The organism is Actinoplanes sp. NPDC048796 (assembly GCF_040650035.1).
GTDB lineage: Bacteria > Actinomycetota > Actinomycetes > Mycobacteriales > Micromonosporaceae > Actinoplanes.
The window spans coordinates 107,063-124,147 of the sequence record NZ_JBEZGO010000021.1 but is presented as its reverse complement, the minus strand read 5'-3'; the positions used below and the strand labels follow the sequence as shown (position 1 = coordinate 124,147).

Below are 17,085 nucleotides of genomic sequence, written 5' to 3'. Positions count from 1 at the left end.
CGGCCGGACCGGCGGCGGTTCTGGGTCTACGACCGGGACGGCCGCCTGGACCGGTGGGAACCGCGCGCCGGCGGCGCCGCGATGTGGATCCCGAACAGGGTCGGCCACACCCGGCCCTCAACCGTCCCAGCGCAAGAAAGCCCGCGCCCCCAAGCGGGACGCGGGCCTCAAAGAAGCAAACCCGATCAGAGAACGTCCGTCGACAGCTGCTTACGAAGCTTGGTCAGCGCCTTGGTCAGCAACCGCTACACGTGCATCTGCGAGATACCGACCTGCTCGGCGATCTGCGACTGGGTCAGGTTCCCGTAGAACCGGAGCGTGAGGATCTTCTGCTCCCGCTCGTCGAGCGTGGCCAGCGCCGGCCCCAGCGCCACCCGGGTCTCGGCCAGCTCGAATTCGCTGTCCTCGCCTCCCAGGGTGTCACCCAGTTCGGTGGATCCGTCGGCCGAGATCGGCGTGGACAGCGACGTCGCGTTGTACGCCCGCGCCCCTTCCAGGCCTTCCAGGACGTCTTCCTCGGTCACGTTCAGGTGGACCGCGATGTCGGCCACCGTCGGCGCGCGCCCCAGCGAGTGGGTCAGCGTGTTGTTCGCCTCGGTGATGGCCAGCCGCAGTTCCTGCAGGCGGCGCGGGACGCGCACCGACCACGTACGGTCGCGGAAGTGGCGCTTGATCTCGCCGATGATGGTCGGGATGGCATAGCCCGCGAAGTCGACGCCGCGGTCGGCGTCGAAGCGGTCGACCGCCTTGATCAGGCCGACCGTCGCCGTCTGGACCAGGTCGTCGGTGGGCTCGCCGCGGCCGCTGTAGCGCTGCGCGAGGTGACGGGCCAGCGGCAGCCAGGCCTCGATCGCCCGGTCGCGCAGGGCCGCGCGGGACGGGTGACCGACGGGCATCGCGGCCATCGCCGTGATCAGCTCGCTGGCGCCGTCCGCGTTGGTCTCCGAGACCTTGCCGGCGTCGGCGGTACGGGCCGAAGCGGTGATGACTGCCATGAACCGAGCTCCTCTCCTGGTGGCCGGCTGTCCGTGTACCGGCGCAGCCCAGCATTTCCCTCGATCACCATTCGGCCAAACTCATCTTTTCAGGTGACAACCGACGACGAACGGGTAGGACGGGTCGGCCGGATGGGGGATGAGCCGGCGTGAGTATGTTTGCTGAGCTGCAAGTACGGACCGGGGAGACTTCGAGGCGATGAGCAACGCGTCGGCGGCTGAGGTGTTCGCCGGCGGAGGTGAGGTCGGTCACGACCTGGCCGCCGTCGAATGGGAGTCGACCCCACTGGGTTCACCGGAGCAATGGCCGCAGAGTCTGCGCACCGCGGTCAGCATCCTGCTGTCCTCGCGGTTTCCGATGTGGATGGCGTGGGGTCCGGAGCTGACCTTCTTCTGCAACGCCGCCTACCGGCGGGACACGCTGGGCCGCAAGTACCCGTGGGCGCTGGGCCGCCCGGCGAGCGAGGTGTGGGCCGAGATCTGGGACGACATCGGCCCGCGCATCGAGACCGTGCTCTCCACCGGCCAGGCCACCTGGGACGAGGCGCTGCTGCTGTTCGTGGAGCGCTCCGGCTACCCGGAGGAGAGTTACCACACCTTCTCCTACAGCCCGTTGCGCGACGACGACGGCAACCTGGTCGGCATGCTGTGCGTGGTCAGCGAGGAGACCGAGCGGGTCCTCGGCGAGCGCCGGATGGCGACGCTGCGCGACCTCGGCTCGGATCCCAGCGCGATCCGCACCGAGCAGCAGATGCTCACTTTCGCCGCCGCCCAGCTCGACCGTAACCGGCAGGATCTGCCGTTCAGCCGGATCTATCTGTTCACCGAGGACGGCCCCCCACGGCTCGCGGCCACCACCGGCACGGTGCCCGAGGGGTTCCCGGACGGGTGGCCGCTCGAGGCGGTGACCCGTGGCGAATCCGAGCAGGTCGGCCAGGCTCTGCTCGTGCCGCTGCTGCAGCAGGGCGGTTCCCCGTACGGGTTCATGGTCGCCGGCCTCAACAAGTTCCGCGCCCTCGACGAGAACTACCGCGGTTTCCTCGAGCTCGCCGCCGGTCATGTCGCCGCCGGTATCGCCAGCGCCCGCAGCTACGAGGCTCAGCAGCGCCGGGCCGAGGAGCTGGCCGAGCTGGACCGGGCCAAGACCGCGTTCTTCTCCAACATCAGCCACGAGTTCCGTACGCCGTTGACGCTCATCATGGGCCCGGTGGAGGACCTGCTCGACCGGTCCGGCCCAGACGATCAGGTGCGGGCCGAGCTCGACGTCGTCCAGCGCAACGCGCTGCGCCTGGGCAAGCTGGTCAACACGCTGCTCGACTTCTCGCGTATCGAGGCCGGCCGGATGCAGGCCCGCTTCGAGCCGGTCGACCTGGCCGCGGCCACCGCCGAGCTGGCCAGCGTCTTCGAGTCGGCGGTCCAGCGGGCCGGTCTGACCTTCACGGTGGACACCCCGCCGCTGGCCCAGCCGGTCTACCTGGACCGCGGCATGTACGAGAAGGTGATCCTCAACCTGCTCAGCAACGCCTTGAAGTTCACCTTCACCGGCGGTATCCGCGTCGCCGTGCGCACCGAGGGCGGCGCGCCGGTCATCACCGTGTCCGACACCGGCGCCGGTGTGGCGGAGCAGGAGATCCCCCGGCTGTTCGAGCGTTTCCACCGGATCGAGAACGCGCAGTCGCGCTCCAACGAGGGCAGCGGCATCGGCCTGGCCCTGGTCAAGGAGCTGGTCGAGCAGCACGGCGGCACGATCACGGCCGACAGCGTCGTGGGTAAGGGCACCACGTTCACCATCCGGCTGCGGTTCGGCGCCGGGCACCTGCCGGCCGGCGCCCTCGTGCCCGCCAAGACCGGCAGCACCGTCTCGGCCAGCGCCGACCCGTACGTCCAGGAGGCCCTGCGCTGGCTGCCCGGCGCCGAGGCCGAGGAGACGCCCGCGAAACAGGTGGCCGGGGCCAGGCTGCTGATCGCCGACGACAACGCCGACATGCGCGACTATCTGACCCGGCTGCTGCGCTCGGCCGGGCATTCGGTGGAGGCCGTCGGCGACGGGCAGGCCGCGCTGGAGGTGGCCCGGGTACGCAACCCCGACCTGATCGTCAGCGACGTCATGATGCCCCGGCTGGACGGCCTTCAGCTGGTGGCGGCGTTGCGGGCCGATCCGCGGACGGCCGGCACGCCCGTGCTGCTGCTGTCGGCCCGGGCCGGTCAGGAGGCCTCCATCGAGGGGCTGGAGGCGGGCGCCGACGACTATCTGGTCAAGCCGTTCTCCTCGGCGGAGCTGCTCGCCCGCGTACGGGCGAATGTCGAACTGGCCCGTCTGCGCAATCACCACGCCCGCTGGCGCACGGCCCTGATCGACTCGTTGCAGGAGGCGTTCTTCGTCTGTGACGAGGACGGCGCGATCATCGAGATCAACTCCACGTTCACCGACATTCTGGGGTACGGGCCGGAGGGGCTGCCCTATCGGCCGGTGCACCCGTGGTGGCCCGACCGGGAGTCGGACCCCGACGGCTACCAGCAGGTGGCCGAGGCGTTCGCCATGCTGGTTGATGAGCCGCGCGGCTCGTACACGATCCCGGTCTCGCACCGCGACGGGCACGTGCTGTGGGTGGCGGCCTCGTTCAACCAGGTCCGCGATCCCGATTCGGGCCGGCGCGTCATCGTCGGCACCTTCCGCGACGTCACCGCCGAGCACTACGCGGTGCAGCGGGAGAGCGCCCTGGCCGCGCTGAGCGTGCGCCTCACCCAGGCCGAGAGCCTGCCCGGGGCGCTGCGCGGCGTGCTCGAGGAGCTGCGCGACCTGTGGCAGGCGACCGGCGTGTACGCGGCCGTGTTCACCGGCGACGGCGTTCGGGCGGTGACCGCCACCGACGGCGAGCCCCGCTGGGACGAGCTCACCGACCAGCAACGGCAGATTCTTGCTTCGGTACGGGACAAAGCACCGCTCACACCGATCGCCGAGCGCGCCGGCGGCGCCGGCATCGCCCTGGAACACCCGAACGGCACGATGGCGCTGTGGGTGGATCTGGCCGAGAACCGGCCGTTCACCGAGCAGGATCAGACCCTGCTGGCGCTGCTCGCCGGCCACCTCGGCCAGGGCCTGCACCGCCTCCACCAGATCGACCAGCAGCGCGAGACCGCGCTCGCCCTGCAGCGGGCCATTCTCGGCCCGGCCCAGCTGCCGGCCGGTTTCGCCGTGCGGTATTCCCCCGCGACGCGGCCGCTGAAGGTCGGCGGCGACTGGTACGACACGGTCACCCTGCCCGACGAGCGGATCGGCATCGTGGTCGGCGACTGCGTCGGGCACGGCTTGCAGGCGGCCACGGTGATGGGCCAGCTGCGCAGCGCCTGCCGGGCCCTGCTGCTGCAGAACATCGATCCGGCCCAGACGCTGACCGCGCTCGACCGGTTCGCCGTGCAACTGCCCGGCGCCATGTGCGCCACCGTCTTCTGCGGGGTCCTCGACCCGGTCACCGGCGACCTGGCGTACGCCAGCGCGGGACACCCACCCGCTGTCGTCACCCACCCGGACGGCGTGATCGACCTGCTCGACCAGGGCCGGTCCCGCCCGCTGGGCGTGCGCACCCCGGCCGGCCGCCCCGAGGCCCACTACACCGTGCCCAGCCGGGCCACCCTGCTGCTCTACACCGACGGCCTGGTCGAGCGCCGCCGCCGGCCGCTGACCGCCGGCATCGAGCGGGTCGCCGGCACCGTCCAGCGGGGACGCGCCGCCTCGATCGAGGACCTGGCCACCGAGGTGATGGAGAGCATGGCCCCCGAAGGCGGATACGACGACGACGTGGCCCTGCTGCTCTACCGGCAGCCCGGCCCGCTGGAGCTGGACTTCGAGGCCGAGTCGACCCGGCTCGCCCCGGTGCGCTCGGCCCTGCGGGGCTGGCTGGCCCGGGCCGGCATCGACCCCACCACCACCCAGAACGTGCTGGTGGCGGCGGGCGAGGCGTGCGCCAACGCGATCGAGCACGGCCACCGGCACGGCCCGGCCGGCCGGATCCGCCTGATCGCCACGGCGACCGCCGACTACCTGCGGCTGACCGTCACCGACAGCGGCCGCTGGAAGACACCGCGGCCGGCCGAGAATCCGCACCGGGGCCGCGGCCTGGCCCTGATGCGGGCGCTGATGACCGAAGTGACAGTGACGACCGGCGCGACCGGCACCGTCGTCGGACTGCAAACGAGGATCCCGGGATGAGCACCGTATTGAGCTTCGCCACCGCCCAGGACCCGGACGGCAGCCTCGTCCTGTCCGCGGCCGGCGAGATCGACATGAGTAACGCCGCCGAGTTCTCCACGGCCCTGGACGGCGCCCTGGCCGAGGCGGGCGCGGCGCCGGTCGTCGTCGACCTCACCCAGGTCGGCTACATCGACAGCGCCGGCCTGGCCGTCGTCTTCCCGCACCTCGACCGGGTCCGGCTGGTCGCCTCGGCGCTGCTGGCCCCGGTGTTGACGGTGGTCGGCCTGGACGACGTCACGACCGTTCGGGTCTGACCGGGAGCCGGGCCCAGACCACCTTGCCGTTCGCGGTGAGCCGGCTGCCCCAGTCGTCGCTGACCGCGTCGACCAGCAGCATGCCCCGCCCGCCGAGACGCCGCGGGTCCGGGCCGAGCAGCCGCGGCAGCTCGCGGCTGCTGTCGAAGACCTCCACCAGCACGTCGCCGTTGCGGCTCAACGTCACCTCGCCGCCGTCGCCGGTGTGCTGGACGACGTTGTGCACCAGCTCGGTGATCTCCAGCAGCGTGTCCTCGACCAGTTCGCCGGCCTGCCGCGCGGCCAGCCAGCCGTGCGCGGCGTGCCGCAGCGAGGCGCTGTCGGTCCGATGATCGAACGGGAGCCGCATCGCGTGCATGACCGGCTTCTGTACCCGCCGTGCCCTCGCGCACACCCGGCGAGGCCACCGGGCCGGGAAACGTCAGGCCGCGATGTGGAACATGTCGGTCACGCCGCAGATGTCGAGCACCTGGCGGACCGGGGGACGGACGTGGTGGATCTCGAGGCGGCTGCCGAGCCGATCGGCGTTGAAGTGGCAGAGCACGAGGGCGTGGATGCCGGCCGAGCCGAGGAACGTCACCTCGCCCATCTCGACGACCAGGCTGCGGGGCTGCTCACGCTGAAGCACGTCGTCGAGGAACTGCCGCACCTGGTTCGAGTTGTCCATGTCGATCTCGCCGGACAGCACGACCACGGTGTCGACACCCTCGCCGCCGCGCCTCTCCATGACGAGCTGGTCCCGCTCGTCATGGCTACATCGACCGTTCTCGGGGTAACGGAAAGACATAACACACCCCCTCGATGGCTCTACCGATCACAGAGATCGTTTCGTGCAGACCGTCGCGCATGACGGTGCTGAGAGGAGAGCCTGGCGAAAAGGCCGCAGAACCCGACGCAATGCGGATAGTCACCACCCTAACCCGCGAACCCCTCTGCGCCCATCACCTTGAGGCCAGTGACATGACTCGCGGCGTTCTGGGGAACAATGAGCGCGCACTCACTCAGGTTCGACCCAGAGAGGACTGTTCCTTGGCCGGAGGACTCGTAGCCCTGCTGGACGACGTGGCGGTGCTGGCCCGCGCCGCCGCCGCCTCCCTCGACGACGTCGGCGCCGCCGCGGCGAAAGCCGGCGCCAAGGCCGCGGGGGTCGTCATCGACGACGCCGCCGTCACCCCGCAATACGTGCGGGGCCTGGCCGCCGACCGTGAGCTGCCCATCATCAAGCGCATCGCGCTGGGGTCGCTGCGCAACAAGTTCCTGATCATCCTGCCCGCGATCCTGCTGCTCAGCCAGTTCGTGCCGTGGCTGCTCACCCCGATCCTCATGCTCGGCGGCGCCTACCTGTGCTTCGAGGGCGCGGAAAAGGTCTGGGCGAAGATCGCCCACCACGACGCGCACGGCGGCGACGAGACGGCCACGGACGAGAAGTCGCTGATCTCCGGCGCCGTGCGCACCGATCTGATCCTGTCCGCCGAGATCATGGTCATCACCCTCAACGAGGTCATCGACGAGCCGTTCTGGAGTCGCCTGGCCATCCTGGCCGTGGTCGCGCTGATCATGACCGTGCTGGTGTACGGCGCCGTCGGCCTCATCGTGAAGATGGACGACGCCGGCCTGCGCCTGTCGCAGCTGCCCGGCGCCATCGCCGGCTTCGGCCGGGGCCTGGTGAACGCGATGCCCAAGGTCCTCACCGCACTCACCGTGATCGGCACGGCCGCCATGCTCTGGGTCGGCGGCCACATCCTCCTGGTCGGCACCGACGAACTCGGCCTGCACTTCCTCTACGAGTGGGTGCACCACCTCGAGGAGGCCGCGCACGACGCCACCGGCGCCCTCGGCGGCGTCGTCGGCTGGCTCGCCAACACCGTGGCCAGCGCGATCCTCGGCCTGATCGTCGGCGCCGCGATCGTCGTGGTCGTGACCTTCACCCTGCACCGCCGTAAAACCCGGGGGCATGCATAACCCACGTACCGGTGGGGAACTAGCCTGGGCCGTCAGCGAAGTCGGCGGGGATGAGAGAGCGAGGCGGTGACTTTGCCCCGATGAGTACATTGACGGCCCACTTCGACCTGCCCCTGGACAACACGGCCCCGTCGTTCGCGCGCGCCGCGGTGGCCGCGGTGCTCGGCTCCTGGGGGCTCCGCGACAGCGACTGGCTCGACGCGGCCATGACGGTGCTCAGCGAACTGGTGAGCAACGCCGTCCGGCACGGCGGCGGCGAGGTCGTGGTCGACGTGGAGGCGTACGGACGGCAGGCGATCGTCTCGGTGGCCGACGGCTCGTCGGTCGTGCCGCGGCGGCGCGAGCCCGACGGCACCGGCGGGCTCGGCCTCGCCATCATCAACGCGCTCACCACGCGCTGGTTCGTGGAGTCGTACGAGGGTGGCAAGAGAGTCCGGGCGGAACTACTGCCGTGTCCCGGCGAGGGAGTCACAGCGGGCGGCACCAGCCGTACGGAGACGGCATGATAATCACCGCCCACCGCGACACCGGCGGTCAGACCCGGCTCGAGCTCGACGGCGCCCTCGACATGGGCACCGCCGGCACATTGGACGACCAGGTCGCCCGGACCCTGGTCGACACGCGCCCGCACCGGCTGATCGTCGACGTCACCGGCGTGAACTTCTGCGACTCCTCCGGCATCCACGCCCTCGTCCGCGCCCGCGACACCGCCCACCGCCATGGCGCCGCCTTCGCCGTGCACAACCCGGTCGGCATCACCCGGCGCACCCTGGAGATCGCCGGGCTGCTCGGCCCGCTGACGATGCTCAGCTCCGGATGACGGCCGCCGTCGCCTCGATGACCTCGGGGATCTCCGCGAACGTGTCCACCGACGCGGTCACGTAACGCGGGTCGAACTCGTCGAGGCGGCGCACGCCACTCTGCAGGCAGGCGACGAACCGGATGCCCGCTCCCCCGGCGGCCACCGCGTCGCCCGGCGAGTCACCCACGTACACGCACTGCCCGGGCTCGAGCCCCGTCTCGGCGAGCAGTTCGTCGAACACCCGCGGATCCGGCTTGCGAAACCGCGTGTTGCCCTGGTGGTAGGCGGCGGTGACCCGGCCGGCCAGCACGTGGTCCGGCTCGAGCAGATGGCGTACCTCGGCCTCGGTCCGCGAGGTCAGCATCATGACCGTGCGCCCCCGCTCGACCAGCCGGTCCAGCGCGGCCAGATTCTCCGGCGGGATGACGTCGAGCCGCCCCTCGGCCAGATACCGCTGGTGCAGCACCGGGAACAGCTCCGCGAACCGCTCCAGATCCACCCCCGGCGACCGGTGCGGCATGGCGTCCAACAGCGTCTCACCCCACGTCGCCAGGTGCACCGCCCGCGCCATGGGCGGGCGCCCGAGACGCGCCAGAACCTCGTTCTCCAGCTCGAACGAGGCGGCCTCGGTCAGGCACAGGGTGTCGTCCACGTCCACGATCACTGCTTCGATCATCACACCTCGATGTGGGAGCCCATGATGACCGTGCGGTCGCGGGGCAGGCTGAAATACTCGGCGGCGTCGGCGGTGATGTACGACGTGGCCACGAACAGGCGTTTACGCCAGGTCGCCATCGTCGGCGTACGGCCGATCCGCAGCTCGATCTTCGACAGGAAGTACGAGGCCTGGTCGAGCTGGAGGTCACCCTCGGTCGTGCCCGGCTCCAGCAGGCGCAGCGCGGCCGGCACGTCCGGCGTCTCCATGTAGCCGAAGCGGGCGATCACATGCACGATGCCGTCGTCGGCGTACCCCAGGTCGTCGATGGTGATCCGGTTCTCCGGGGCCACCCGCGGGATCGTCTGCGTCTCCAGCGACATGATGATGACGTGCTCGTGGCGGACGTGGTTGTGCTCGACGTTCGCCCGCATGGCCAGCGGCGCGGTCAGCTTGCCCCGGTTCAGGAAGACCGCCGTACCGGGCACCGTCTGGGTCTTCGACCGGTTCTCGTGCAGGTCGGCGATGAACTCCTTGAGCGAGCCCTCCCGCCGGTTGCGCTCGGCCGTGACGATGCGCCGGCCCGCCTGCCAGGTGGTCATCAGCGTGAACGCGGTCAGCGCGATCAGCAGCGGCAGCCACGCGCCGTGCGCCAGCTTGGTGAGGTTGGCCCCGACGAACAGCAGGTCCACGGCCAGCAGGACGGCGGCGCCGGCCCCGATCAGCCACAGCGGCGCCGCCCGCCGGGTACCGGCCACATAGAAGAACAGCAGCGTGGTGATGGTGATGGTGCCGGTGGCGGCCATGCCGTACGCGTAAGCCAGCGCCGCCGAGCTGCGGAACGCGAAGACCAGGGTGAGCACCGTGACCATCAGCAGCCAGTTGATCCACGGCACGTAGATCTGCCCGACCGACGACTCCGACGTGTGCGCGATCCGCAGCCGCGGAAGGTAGCCGAGCTGCGCCGCCTGCGAGGCCACCGAATACGCCCCGGTGATCACCGCCTGCGAGGCGATGACCGTCGCCGCCGTGGCCAGCAGCACCAGCGGCAGCCGGCCCCACTCGGGCACCAGCAGGAAGAACGGGCTGCTGATGTTGGCCGGGTCCTCGAGCACCAGGGCGCCCTGCCCCAGGTAGCTGAGCGTGAGGGCGGGCAGCACCAGGAACAGCCAGCCCCGGGTGATGGCCTTCCGCCCGAAGTGGCCCATGTCCGCGTACAGGGCCTCGGCGCCGGTCACCGCGAGCACGATCGCGGCCAGCGCGAAGAAGGCGATGTGGAAGTGCCCGGCCAGGAAGCCCATGGCGTACGTGGGTGACAGCGCCTTGAGGATCGCGGGGTTCTCGACGACCCCGGCCACACCGAACCCGCCGATGACGGTGAACCAGACGATCATGACGGGACCGAAGACCCGGCCGACCGCGGCCGTACCCCGCCGCTGCACCAGAAACAGCACGACGATGATGACGGCGGTGATCGGCACGACCGCCTCCCCCAGCGACGGCTCGACCGTCTTGACACCCTCGACCGCCGACAACACCGAGATGGCCGGCGTGATCATGCTGTCGCCGAAGAACAGCGACGCGCCGAAGATGCCCAGCCCGGCCAGGATCACGGCCGCCTTGCGCCCCTGCTGAGCGGCACTGCGGCGGAGCAGCGCGATGAGGGCCAGAATGCCGCCCTCGCCGTCGTTGTCGACGCGCAGCGCCAGCAGTACGTAGGTGACGGTCACGATGATCATCACGGACCAGAAGATCAGCGACACCACGCCGTACACGTTGTCCGCACTGACCGGAACCGGGTGCGGGTCCTCAGGATTGAAAACGGTCTGCAGCGTGTAGATCGGGCTCGTGCCGATGTCGCCGAACACCACTCCGAGCGCACCGATCACAATCGCGAGCCGTGCGCTGTCATGGGAAGTAGCGGACACGGAACGCTCCTCAGGACCGGTGATACCGAGCGCGACGATACCGGTCACGACCGCCCGCCCACCTCGAATCGTGACACCCCTCGCAGCGCGTGAAGCATCCTAGGAACCTGGGTCAGTTCCTCCGAGCAACACTTACGTAGTGACCGACGATCATCCCCGGCCGCCCGGCTACCGCCGCGACCCGGCCGGCCGCTACACCGGCACCGGCGGGCGCCCGGTCACCGAGGCCGCCACCCTGGCCCGGATCCACGCCCTGAAGCTGCCACCCGCCTGGCACGACGTCTGGGTCGCGGCCGACCCCGAGGCGAAGGTCCAGGCCGTCGGCACCGACGCGGCCGGCCGCACCCAGTACCGCTACAGCACGGCGTGGACCGAGGCCCGCGCCTCCGACAAGTTCGCCCACCTGCCGGACTTCGCCGGCGCCCTCCCCCGGCTCCGCGACCACGTCGGCGCCGAGCTGGGCGCGGGCCCGCGCGGCCGCCGCCGCCTCGACCGTGACCGGGTGCTCAGCATCGCCGCCCGCCTGCTGGACCTGGGCTTCTTCCGGGTCGGCTCGGAGCGTTACGCCCGCGACAACGAGACGTACGGCCTGACCACCCTCCACCGCGACCACGTCAAAGTCAGCCGCGCCGCGGTGCACTTCGACTACACAGCCAAGGAGCACAAACATCGCGTCGTCGAGGTGACCGACCCGGCCGTGGCCGCCTGGGTGCGCCACCTGATAGCCCGCGACGACATCGGCCCCGAGTTCCTGGCCTGGCAACGCCCCGACGGCGCCTGGCAGCCCGTACACAGCACACACGTCAACGCGTACATCCACACCCACACCGGCATTGACGCCACCGCCAAGCAGTTCCGCACCTGGGCCGGCACCGTCCTGGCCGCGGCCGCCCTGGGCGGGGCCCACCACGGCCAAAAGGCACAATCGACGACCTTGGCTGCCGTACGGGCCACCAGCACCCTGCTCGGCAACACCCCCGCCGTGGCACGCGCCTCCTACATCCACCCGGCCGTACTGACCGCCTTCACGCAGGGCCGCACCATCGCACCGGCGGTCACCGAAGCCGCCACCCGCCTGGGCGACAACCGCCTCTCGGTGGTGTGGCGGGACCCGGCCGTACAGACCGCGGCCGCCCACCTGATCAGCACCGGCACCCCGCCCCATCGGCCGGAGCCCTGACCACGTCACGACGGCTCCGAGCCAACGCCTGTGACGCTTTCGACCGGTATATCCGGGGCGACTCGCGGACGATCAACCGCTCCGCCGGGTTCCACTCAGCGCGCCGCGGGCCAGGACTTGCCGCGACCGGACGCCTTCGGCCGAAACGGCGGAGCCTCCGGCCGACGCGCATGGGGCTTCATCCCCGATAGAGCCGGCCTCGTCAAGACCGCCACGCCCTCCCGGACACGTCAGAGCCTCCGGCCGTCAAGCGCCGAACCTCGACCCGCACCTGGGCGGCCGGCTCCACCACCGAACCGGCGCTTGGGCCGGACTCGAAAGGCGCCCTGACTTCCAGCACCCGGAGAAGGCTCCCGGCCGCCTTCCGGAAACCAGGCGGCGTGGTTGCCGTACGCCGGGACAGCGACCCAACCGGCCCGGCAGCGAACCAACCCGGCGCGGCCGCTCAGCCGGCGCTGCGATGCCTTGGGCCGATGGTGGTGGAGGGCCCGGCTGGTCGGGATGGGTTTTCCGGCGGGGTGGGAGCCGGACTCACCGGGTCGTCGTTCGGTGAGGGCGGGGAATCGTTCGGAGGACCGAGGTCGTCGGGCGCCATGGCAAGGGTCTCGTGAGCCTCGGCGGGATTCCCCTGGGCGGAAGCTTCGTCCGAAAGGGGCCAGGCCGCGGGGTGGGCTTCGGGTTCTGGTGGTGGGGCCAGGGCTTCGGTGGTTTCCGGGCGGGGGCTCCAGGCGAAGGCCAGGGCGCTGCCGACCAGGCCGAGCAGCATGCCGACGATGAAGCCGCCCAGGTTCGAGGTCAGCCAGGAGCCCAGGCTCAGGGCGGCCGCGACCAGCGAGTAGAACAGGCGCTGGGCCGGGCTGACCAGCAGCAGGATGCCGCAGAGCAGCAGGATCATCGGGACCAGGAAGCCGGCCAGGCCCTGCATGCCGACGTGGACGACCACCGGCAGGGGGGCCTTCACCGAGATCAGGATCTCCGCGCCGGCCAGGGTGACGAGCAGGCCGCCCCAGAAGGGGCGGGCGTGCCGCCATCGGGAGAAGGACGACCGCCCGCCCATCGTCAGCAGCCGTCGCCGGTGAAGGCCATGCGCAGGTGCGGCAGGGTGAACCGGGCCGCCGTGGTGGCGTAGTTGTTCTGCCGCAGGTTCGCGATGGTCACGGTGTCGGCCTGCTGTCCGAAAACGCCCGCGCCGCCGGTGATCTTTCCGCCGTTGCGCCGGTCGTTCACCTTGTCGAAGGTGCTCGCGTCCTGGCCGATATCGATGTTCTTGAAGTCGGCCTCGCCGGAGATCTGGTCCGAGTCGACGACCAGGCTGTCGGCCTTGACCGGCGTACCGGCGTCGCCGGCGGTGATTTTCAAATGCATGCCGCCGAGGGAGACGCTCTGGCAGAGCTTGGTCAATTCCGCCTTGTCGATGGCCGAGACGATGACGACCACCTGGCCGCCGGTGTCACCGGCGTTGGGACTGTCCTCGATCATGTTGTCCAGCGCCGCGAACTGCTCGAATCCGGTGCCCTCAAGCTGGGTCGCGGTGACCGTGAAGGGCATTCCGGAGATCGAGAAGTTGGCGGCCAGGACGCCCTGCGCGGTCAGCGCCACCAGCCCGGCGGCCATCGCCGCGGTGATGCCGAACATGGCGCCGAAGCGCTTCCAGCTTGTTTCCCGACGAGTTTTCACTGGCAACGTTCTCATGGGCAACTCCTAGATCGACAAATCGCGATTCAATATCGTCGAGCGTCAATGTCGATTTGGCCGAAGTTACTCCCGGGTAGCGGAGCGGTCAAGTCGTACGGCCGCGGATCGCAGGTCGTGCTTTGTTACGCCGAAGTTGCCTTGACGTTACGTCCGGCCGGGTCTATAAACCGACAAGTCGAGCGTCAACGTCGGTACCTGCGCTTATCCGGACTATGAGGAGAGAAGCCATGCGCGCGTACCGAACCATCTTCGTGATCACCGCGGTCGCGGCCTCCGTGGGCCTGGGCGCCACCCCGGCCCTGGCCGACGCCCCGGCCGTGCTGACCGTCGAGGCGGCCGGCGGCACCGCCGTCGCCGTCGGCGATGTGCTGACCGCCTCGGTCGCCACCGGCACCACCGCCGACTTCACCACCACGGCCGGCGGGAGCACCGGCATCAAATGCGCCCAGTCGGCCTTCACGGCCACTGTCGTGGACAACCCCGAGGCGCCGGGCGTCGCCGGCGAGTCGGTCACCTCGCACACGTTCGCCGGCTGTACCGCGAACATCTTCGGCGTCACCCGGGTGAACAGCGTGACGGTGAACAACACGCCGTTCGCCACCACTGTCGACAGCGCCACCGGCGCCGTCACCGTGAGCGGCACCGACGCCGCCCCGATCCAGACCACGCTGAGCCTGGGCACCATCCTCGGCTCGGTCACCTGCGTCTACCGCGCCACCGGCAACGCCATCACCGGCGTGTCGGCCAACGACGACAACTCGATCACCTTCACCCAGCAGGCGTTCGCGAAGTTCTCCGGCCCGGTCACCTGCCCGGGCAGCGGCTTCTTCACCGCCCGCTACGCGCCGGTCCTGGACAGCTCCGTCGAGGGCACGCCGGCCGTCTTCACCAACTGAAGGTGATCAGCACGCTCGCCGGGCACCCGAAATGCGCCCGGCGGGCGGGCTGGTCAGCTCCACGAGACCGTGGCCCGGCTCCGCCACGCGTCCAGGGCGCCGAGGTCACCGTCGACGGCGAGCTGGTCCGGCCCACCCCGGTTCCACAGCAACAGGTACAGGTCGGTGGCGGCCCCGGACAGGGTCAGGGTGGTGGCCGGTGCGGCGCCGTCGGCCACGTGCAATCCGCCGGCGTCCATCCGAAGGGTCCACGCCGCCTCGGCGTCGGTGGCCGTCAGCGCGATGGTGACCGGCGGCTCGCAGGCCATCCGTTCGGGTCCCCGGCCGAAGAACCCGCGCAACAGCTCCTCGACGCCGTCGACCGCGAACGCCGGCGCCCAGGCCGGTGTGGCCCCGTCCGCGGACTCGACGTCGGCGCGGTGCACGGCCGTCTCGTGCGCCTGCCGGCGCGCCCAGAAGGCCAGCGGCGACGGCGCCGGCATGAAACTCCAGCAGGTGAGCTCGGGGTCGGCGCCGGCCAGCGTGCTGACCAGGGCGCTGTGCCCGGACCGGAACCAGTCGATCAGCGCCTCGTCGCCGACGCGGGTGAAGAACCCCTCCTCGCCGCTGGGGCGCTCGAGGCGGTCCGCGACGTGGGCCGCGGCCCACCGGTGCACGCCGCCGAGGTGCAGCAGCACGTCCCGGACCTGCCACCCGGGGCAGGCCGGCACCACGGCGTCCAGCCCGGTCCGCCCGGCGGCCTCGGCCACGAGCTCGCCGTCGCGGCGGAGAGTGTCAAGATAGTCCTCGATGCGCATGCCATGATCATCTCAGCCGCCGTCCAGCGCCGCGTACACCGCTTCGATGCGGTCGCGGACGGGGCCGGGCTCGGTCACCTGCTCGCCGGCGCGGTCCCGGAGCTTCACGAAAGCGGCCATGTCGGCCCGGGCCGCCTCGAGGTCGCCCAGCTCGACGTGGATGGCGGCCCGCCGGGTCAGGGCACGGACCATCGCGCCCACGTTCTCGCCCTGGCGCCGGCGCAGTCCTCGGTGGTCAGCAGCGGCTCCTCGGCCAGCACCGCCGCCAGCTCGGGCCCGGTCGACGCCCCCGGCACGAGGGCGAGCCGCCGGAACAGGCGGCGGGATCACCCTACTTCCCCTCGCGGGCCCGGCACCGGGTACCGGGCCCCCGAGCGGTCAGGGCTGAATCGGCAGGGTCTGCCCGGCCAGCAGCCGCTTGCCGGCCTCGATCTTGGCCGCGAACGGGTTCGGCAGATTCCACAGCTCGGCCAGCTTGGCCGCGTCCTGGCCGTCGTAGCCCCTGGCGAAGAAGGTGTCGACCCGCTTGATGTCGTCCTTCTGCTCCTTGGCCGCCTCGACGTTGGCCGGCTTGGGCTTGACCGGCAGGTCCTGCCCGGCCAGCAGGCGCTTGCCGGCCTCGAGCTTGGCCGCCGGCGGGTCGCTCAGGTGCCAGATCGTGGCCAGCCTCTCGGCGTCGGCCCACACGTAGCCGGCGTCGAAGAACGCCGCGTACTGCTTGTCCTGCTCGGGCGAGGTGGCCGGGTCGGACGGCACGACGTCCTGGTGCGGCCCGACCGGCAGGGTCTCGCCCAGCAGCAGACGGCGGCCGGCCTCGGCCTTGACGGCCGACGTGTCGCGCAGCCGCCAGATCTTGGCCAGCTTCTCGGCGTCACCGAGGCCGTAGCCGGCAGCGGCGTACGCCTCCCAGCGCTTCTGCAGCTCCTCGTCGCTCGGCGCGGACGACGCCGAGACGGCCGGGGCGGCGGCGACCGGAATGGCGGCCGTCGTGGCCCCCGAGCTGCCCGGCAGGAAGGCCGGCAGGTTCACCGCGCCGGCGATCAGGCCGGCGCCGAGCACGCCGCCCGCCGCGATCTGGGCGCCCCGCCGGCGGCGCTTGTAGCGGCCGGAGAGCTCGACCACGCGGGCGTAGACGGCGGCGGGGTCTCCGGTGTTGTTCTCGTGCTCCGCGAATACCTCACGCAGCTGGTCGGGGTGCTGCTCAGTCACGACTTCTCCTCGGCGGGAATGCGTTCGGTCAGCTCCGGCTCCAGCCGGAGCGCTTTCAGCGACTTCGTCGCGAGGCCCCGCACGGCCGGCCGGGAGCTGCCCAGCCAGTCGGCGATCTGGCCGTCGTCCAGCTGCTCGTAGTAGCGCAGCACCAGCACGGCCCGCTGCTTGCGGCCGAGGCCGGCCAGGCGCTGCCACAGATCGCCGGGGACGCTGCCCTGGACGTGCCGCAGCCGGCGGACCGACCAGAAGCGCCGCCAGGACAGGTACTCGTCGAGCACCATGCGCCGGACGTACGCCTCCAGGTCTTCGGTCCCGCTGATCCGCCGCCAGCGGGCCTGGACCCGGGCCAGCACCTCCTGCACAATGTCCTGGGCGAGGTCGCGGTCGCCGGAGAGGACGACCGTGAAGCGCAGGAGACTGGGCAGCCGGGCCATCGCGAATTGCTCGAAGGTCACGC

The 17,085-nt window shown here is 71.0% G+C and carries 18 protein-coding genes; 7 read left to right on the top strand and 11 right to left on the bottom strand.

All coding sequences use genetic code 11. The features are described 5' to 3' along the window. Positions 1–245: 245 nt before the first annotated feature. Complete coding sequence (locus tag AB0C26_RS42910; protein ID WP_360260076.1) at positions 246–905, bottom strand: SigB/SigF/SigG family RNA polymerase sigma factor; 660 nt, start codon at positions 903–905, stop codon at positions 246–248. Positions 906–1,194: 289 nt separating this feature from the next. On the opposite strand from AB0C26_RS42910, the gene AB0C26_RS42905 reads away from it, so the two are divergent. Further along, positions 1,195–5,205 carry a SpoIIE family protein phosphatase gene (locus AB0C26_RS42905; RefSeq protein ID WP_360260050.1) on the top strand — a complete coding sequence of 1,337 codons (4,011 nt, stop codon included), beginning with the start codon at positions 1,195–1,197 and terminating at the stop codon, positions 5,203–5,205. Then, entirely contained in the window at positions 5,202–5,501 is a 300-nt protein-coding gene (locus AB0C26_RS42900) for an STAS domain-containing protein (RefSeq protein WP_360260048.1), read from the top strand. Before AB0C26_RS42905 ends, AB0C26_RS42900 begins: the two co-directional genes overlap by 4 nt. Here the strand turns inward: AB0C26_RS42900 and AB0C26_RS42895 are convergent. Together AB0C26_RS42895 and AB0C26_RS42890 are read right to left on the bottom strand one after the other, a co-directional pair. After that, the gene (locus AB0C26_RS42895) at positions 5,482–5,859 is read right to left on the bottom strand and encodes an ATP-binding protein (RefSeq protein WP_360260045.1); all 378 of its coding nucleotides are present in this window, start codon (positions 5,857–5,859) and stop codon (positions 5,482–5,484) included. The two genes, AB0C26_RS42900 and AB0C26_RS42895, sit on opposite strands and share 20 nt — an antisense overlap. 63 nt (positions 5,860–5,922) lie before the next feature. Next, positions 5,923–6,228: an STAS domain-containing protein gene (locus AB0C26_RS42890; protein WP_360260043.1), complete on the bottom strand. Its 306-nt coding sequence runs from the start codon at positions 6,226–6,228 to the stop codon at positions 5,923–5,925. Positions 6,229–6,530: 302 nt separating this feature from the next. Between AB0C26_RS42890 and AB0C26_RS42885 the strand changes: the two genes are divergently transcribed. The 3 genes from AB0C26_RS42885 (at position 6,531) to AB0C26_RS42875 (ending at position 8,283) form a co-directional block, all read left to right on the top strand. Next, the gene (locus tag AB0C26_RS42885; protein ID WP_360260040.1) at positions 6,531–7,463 is read left to right on the top strand and encodes a DUF808 domain-containing protein; all 933 of its coding nucleotides are present in this window, start codon (positions 6,531–6,533) and stop codon (positions 7,461–7,463) included. An 80-nt stretch (positions 7,464–7,543) separates the two neighbouring features. Next, positions 7,544–7,969 (top strand): ATP-binding protein, encoded by a 426-nt coding sequence (locus AB0C26_RS42880; RefSeq protein WP_360260037.1) that lies wholly within the window; start codon positions 7,544–7,546, stop codon positions 7,967–7,969. Beyond that, on the top strand, positions 7,966–8,283 hold the full coding sequence (locus AB0C26_RS42875) for an STAS domain-containing protein (RefSeq protein ID WP_360260034.1): 318 nt from the start codon (positions 7,966–7,968) through the stop codon (positions 8,281–8,283). Before AB0C26_RS42880 ends, AB0C26_RS42875 begins: the two co-directional genes overlap by 4 nt. On the opposite strand, the gene AB0C26_RS42870 is transcribed toward AB0C26_RS42875, so the two are convergent. Together AB0C26_RS42870 and AB0C26_RS42865 are read right to left on the bottom strand one after the other, a co-directional pair. Further along, positions 8,270–8,941: an HAD hydrolase-like protein gene (locus AB0C26_RS42870; RefSeq protein WP_360260032.1), complete on the bottom strand. Its 672-nt coding sequence runs from the start codon at positions 8,939–8,941 to the stop codon at positions 8,270–8,272. The two genes, AB0C26_RS42875 and AB0C26_RS42870, sit on opposite strands and share 14 nt — an antisense overlap. After that, a complete protein-coding gene (locus AB0C26_RS42865; RefSeq protein ID WP_360260030.1) occupies positions 8,941–10,848 on the bottom strand; it encodes a potassium transporter Kup in 1,908 nt (635 codons plus the stop codon). Before AB0C26_RS42865 ends, AB0C26_RS42870 begins: the two co-directional genes overlap by 1 nt. Positions 10,849–10,987: 139 nt before the next feature. Here AB0C26_RS42865 and AB0C26_RS42860 point away from each other — a divergent pair, with 139 nt between their 5' ends. After that, the gene (locus AB0C26_RS42860; RefSeq protein WP_360260028.1) at positions 10,988–12,028 is read left to right on the top strand and encodes a DNA topoisomerase IB; all 1,041 of its coding nucleotides are present in this window, start codon (positions 10,988–10,990) and stop codon (positions 12,026–12,028) included. Positions 12,029–12,473: 445 nt separating this feature from the next. Here the strand turns inward: AB0C26_RS42860 and AB0C26_RS42855 are convergent, their stop codons facing one another. After that, positions 12,474–13,085, bottom strand: a complete 612-nt coding sequence (locus AB0C26_RS42855) for a DUF6114 domain-containing protein (RefSeq protein WP_360260025.1) — start codon at positions 13,083–13,085, stop codon at positions 12,474–12,476. 2 nt (positions 13,086–13,087) lie between these two features. Continuing rightward, on the bottom strand, positions 13,088–13,720 hold the full coding sequence (locus tag AB0C26_RS42850) for a DUF6230 family protein (RefSeq protein WP_360260022.1): 633 nt from the start codon (positions 13,718–13,720) through the stop codon (positions 13,088–13,090). Between the two features lie 230 nt (positions 13,721–13,950). Between AB0C26_RS42850 and AB0C26_RS42845 the strand changes: the two genes are divergently transcribed. Then, complete coding sequence (locus AB0C26_RS42845) at positions 13,951–14,619, top strand: Tat pathway signal sequence domain protein (RefSeq protein WP_360260020.1); 669 nt, start codon at positions 13,951–13,953, stop codon at positions 14,617–14,619. A gap of 53 nt (positions 14,620–14,672) precedes the next feature. Here the strand turns inward: AB0C26_RS42845 and AB0C26_RS42840 are convergent, their stop codons facing one another. The 4 genes from AB0C26_RS42840 to AB0C26_RS42825 form a co-directional block, all read right to left on the bottom strand. Beyond that, on the bottom strand, positions 14,673–15,416 hold the full coding sequence (locus tag AB0C26_RS42840) for a maleylpyruvate isomerase family mycothiol-dependent enzyme (protein WP_360260018.1): 744 nt from the start codon (positions 15,414–15,416) through the stop codon (positions 14,673–14,675). A 12-nt stretch (positions 15,417–15,428) separates the two neighbouring features. Beyond that, positions 15,429–15,608 carry a hypothetical protein gene (locus AB0C26_RS42835; protein WP_360260015.1) on the bottom strand — a complete coding sequence of 60 codons (180 nt, stop codon included), beginning with the start codon at positions 15,606–15,608 and terminating at the stop codon, positions 15,429–15,431. A 186-nt stretch (positions 15,609–15,794) separates the two neighbouring features. Continuing rightward, positions 15,795–16,625 carry a hypothetical protein gene (locus AB0C26_RS42830; protein WP_360260013.1) on the bottom strand — a complete coding sequence of 277 codons (831 nt, stop codon included), beginning with the start codon at positions 16,623–16,625 and terminating at the stop codon, positions 15,795–15,797. Beyond that, complete coding sequence (locus AB0C26_RS42825) at positions 16,622–17,083, bottom strand: sigma factor-like helix-turn-helix DNA-binding protein (protein ID WP_360260010.1); 462 nt, start codon at positions 17,081–17,083, stop codon at positions 16,622–16,624. Before AB0C26_RS42825 ends, AB0C26_RS42830 begins: the two co-directional genes overlap by 4 nt. Between the last annotated feature and the right edge of the window lie 2 nt (positions 17,084–17,085).